3 protein-coding genes are annotated in these 2,870 nt (G+C 42.9%); 2 read left to right on the top strand and 1 reads right to left on the bottom strand.

What is annotated here, in order from left to right; genetic code table 11:
- Nucleotides 1-185: 185 nt before the first annotated feature.
- Nucleotides 186-1,079: a ferritin-like domain-containing protein gene (locus O9323_RS15185; protein WP_149106655.1), complete on the bottom strand. Its 894-nt coding sequence runs from the start codon at nucleotides 1,077-1,079 to the stop codon at nucleotides 186-188.
- A 411-nt stretch (nucleotides 1,080-1,490) separates the two neighbouring features.
- Here O9323_RS15185 and O9323_RS15180 point away from each other — a divergent pair, with 411 nt between their 5' ends.
- The gene (locus tag O9323_RS15180) at nucleotides 1,491-1,826 is read left to right on the top strand and encodes a hypothetical protein (protein WP_002773358.1); all 336 of its coding nucleotides are present in this window, start codon (nucleotides 1,491-1,493) and stop codon (nucleotides 1,824-1,826) included.
- Nucleotides 1,823-2,434, top strand: coding sequence for a class II aldolase/adducin family protein (locus O9323_RS15175; protein ID WP_002751465.1), 612 nt, complete (start codon nucleotides 1,823-1,825; stop codon nucleotides 2,432-2,434). Before O9323_RS15180 ends, O9323_RS15175 begins: the two co-directional genes overlap by 4 nt.
- Nucleotides 2,435-2,870: the final 436 nt, after the last annotated feature.

Genomic DNA, 2,870 nt, shown 5'->3' with positions numbered 1-2,870 from the left:
CTCCTGTTTTCTCCCCTTTGCTATTAATAAAAGTTATATTTTCTCTGAATTATCTCAACAAAAACTTATCTTCTCAATCGGCTTGAATAATCAATTATCTTTCTCCTGCTGCCCCCTTACTTTTTCAGCAAGCCCTATTTAAAACAATAGCTGATTTTCTCGATCCTTTGAAAATCAAGATTAAATTAGTTGACTTTCTCTTTTTTGCCGATATTGTCGTCCGCATTAAAAAACATCGGCAAAAAGCGTTCCATAAACATTTGTGGATCACGATTCCAGGCTTTTTGAGCGGCTTCTACCCGGAATAATTGTAATTTCGGGTCGAGAAGGGATTGGGGTAAACGTTCCATCAGATATTGAGGACGTTCCCAGAGCGGCATAGTGGCGGCGATGTCCATTAAATGACCGACGCGGCGCAATTCTGCCCCCAGGGTGATATCCATACCCGATTCATAGGCGGCCTGTTCGATCGCTGAGTATTTGGCCTTAGCTTTTTCGACTTTTTGCCGATGTTCGGGGCTTTTTTGGGCAATTTTGGCTAACCAACGATTGCCCCAACGCACATGACCTGCTTCTTCGGGAAAGATTTTGGCGATCGTTTCCTGAATTTTCAGATTTTCCGGGGTTTGTTCCCCTGCTTTGAGAGCATAAATATGGGCGGCAAAGTATTCGCATCCCCGTTTTTCCGTGACGTTAATTGCCGCTAGGGCCGCAATCAGTCCATCTTCCCTTTGTTCTTCACCTTGGAATTGATCTTGATCGAGAAGACGTTCAAATTCATCAATATAGGACAACCCCGGCGGTTTCCCCACATCGGCCCCCAATTCGATTAATAAATCGGTTAACCAGTAGGCATGGCGGGCCTCATCGGCGACGTGACGGGAAAGCTCCTGGATCAGTTCTTTCGGTTGTCCGTCTAGGGTTTCGATCAGTTCGGTCAGGTCTTTACAGCTACGTTGTTCGTTGTAGCGGTAACGGTTGAGGGTGACAAGATGAATTTCGTGATCGCTAATAACACGCTTCATGATGTCGCGAGCGCTCATCGTCTTCTTGAATTTACGAGGGTAAGCAACGGTCATGATTTTGTATCGTTTTGTAAACGGCTTTCCGTATTCTAACGGAGTTTTTTGGCTCTCTTGGATTTGGTGGGTAAAATGTATTCTAAGATACATTCCTCCTAGAGAGGGGGTGGAACGAACCACAAAGACACAAAGGACACAAAGATCGATCAATCATATAGTAAGTTAAACTTATCACACACAACCTAGAAGAGCCGTTTTTTCCCGATCTGGCAAGGGATTGGCAAGTGGCCAGCTTTTTTCAGTGACCAGTGAAAGATAAGCTGCCCGCGCATTTAAATTGCTTGTGGAGATGAGATACTCTTTACTGTTGGCTCTTGCAAGAGTAAAGAGATTGGGGGAAGATTCGGCTAATCTAAGAATAAGCGATTAAAATGCGTCTTAGCTGATCGAGGAAAACTAGAATCGTCTATGAACACATTCACTCCCCATCAAATTGTTAGTTTATTCTGCAAAAATCGAACTTTATACGGAGAAGTAATTCAGGTGATCGAAAGTCGTTCGGCTCTTTGGGTGCGTCCTCTTTGGTTAATTATAGCCGATAATTTTGAGACCATTGATGTGCGGGAATGTTCCGATTTAATTCTACCTATCAACTTATTTAACCCCGCCTTAGATACGGAAGTTTTACCCCTATTTTCTCAAGCAATTAAAGATAATTATATCGCCAATATTTCCTATCCTCTCCAGGACTTTGTGCAGAAAGTTTGTCAAAGTTATCCCGAATATTTTCAGAAAAATCTATGATTGACGAAGGCTACGTTAAATACAATTGTACTTGGATTCCTGACCGTCCCTTAATAAGCTCAGAGATTGCAGAATTAAATTATTGGCGCAATCGCCTCTATCGATTAGGATTAATCGGTCAATACGATAACGGAATCGGTTTTGGGAATGTGAGTCAACGAGGAAAAATAGACAAAGAAATCATTATTTCTGGCACTAACACCGGGGGAATCCCAGTATTAAATGAATCCCATTACACCACAGTTATAGACTACGATTGGCAAGAAAATCGGGTTACTTGTCGGGGAACAATCGCCGCTTCTTCAGAAACTCTCACCCACGCAGCGATTTATGAAGCGAATCCCCAGATTAATGGGGTGATTCATATTCACCATCGCCCCCTGTGGCAAAATTTAATGTATCGAGTGCCGACCACTCAAGAAAATATCGCCTATGGAACCCCAGAAATGGCCGCAGAAATTATCCGTTTATGTCAAGAAGAGCGTCTAGAGGAGCAACAAATTTTAGTGATGAGTGGTCATGAAGAAGGAATTATCGCCTTTGGGCAAGATTTAGCAAAAGCGGGCAACTTATTATTATCCTATTACCAGCAATCTCAATCATCTTGAAAGTGACCTCCTTTCCAACTCACCACCAGGGAGACAAAAGCGGTTTTGATTTAGTCGTTTTCATGTTAACTTATTCTGTAGATTTTCGTCTTTGAGGAATGCCATCGTGATCGACATCTTCCATCATCTATCCGTCTCGATCGACTTTTCGCCTCTTACCAATGTCTTGATGACTATTTCGGAGCAAGACGTGGATATCATCGGCAATGTTCAGAAATCCTTCTCAAATTTCGTCAAAACTGGGCAAGCATGGGCCCTATTAATCGGTTTCATTGCCGGTTATATGTTTCGAGGTTTATTAGGGGTCGAGAAGGTCGTCACCGACCTCCCCTCCCATTCAGAACCGTGCGTGAGACTTTCGCATCACACGGCTCCTAGTTTGACTATTCCCTTGTTAAGGATACAGCTTGACTTCCTTTGATTAACCTTGTATTAT

Origin of the sequence: Microcystis sp. LE19-131.1A, from assembly GCF_027532015.1 — a bacterium.
Lineage (GTDB): Bacteria > Cyanobacteriota > Cyanobacteriia > Cyanobacteriales > Microcystaceae > Microcystis > Microcystis ichthyoblabe_A.
The sequence above is the reverse complement of the archived record's forward strand: the minus strand, read 5'-3'. Positions and strand labels throughout refer to the sequence as shown.

What these genes read in the sequence shown, in the direction of transcription:
- O9323_RS15185 (WP_149106655.1), bottom strand. Translation starts at nt 1,079, where the DNA reads ATGACCGTTGCTTACCCTCGTAAATTCAAGAAGACGATGAGCGCTCGC.
- O9323_RS15180 (WP_002773358.1), top strand. Translation starts at nt 1,491, where the DNA reads ATGAACACATTCACTCCCCATCAAATTGTTAGTTTATTCTGCAAAAAT.
- O9323_RS15175 (WP_002751465.1), top strand. Translation starts at nt 1,823, where the DNA reads ATGATTGACGAAGGCTACGTTAAATACAATTGTACTTGGATTCCTGAC.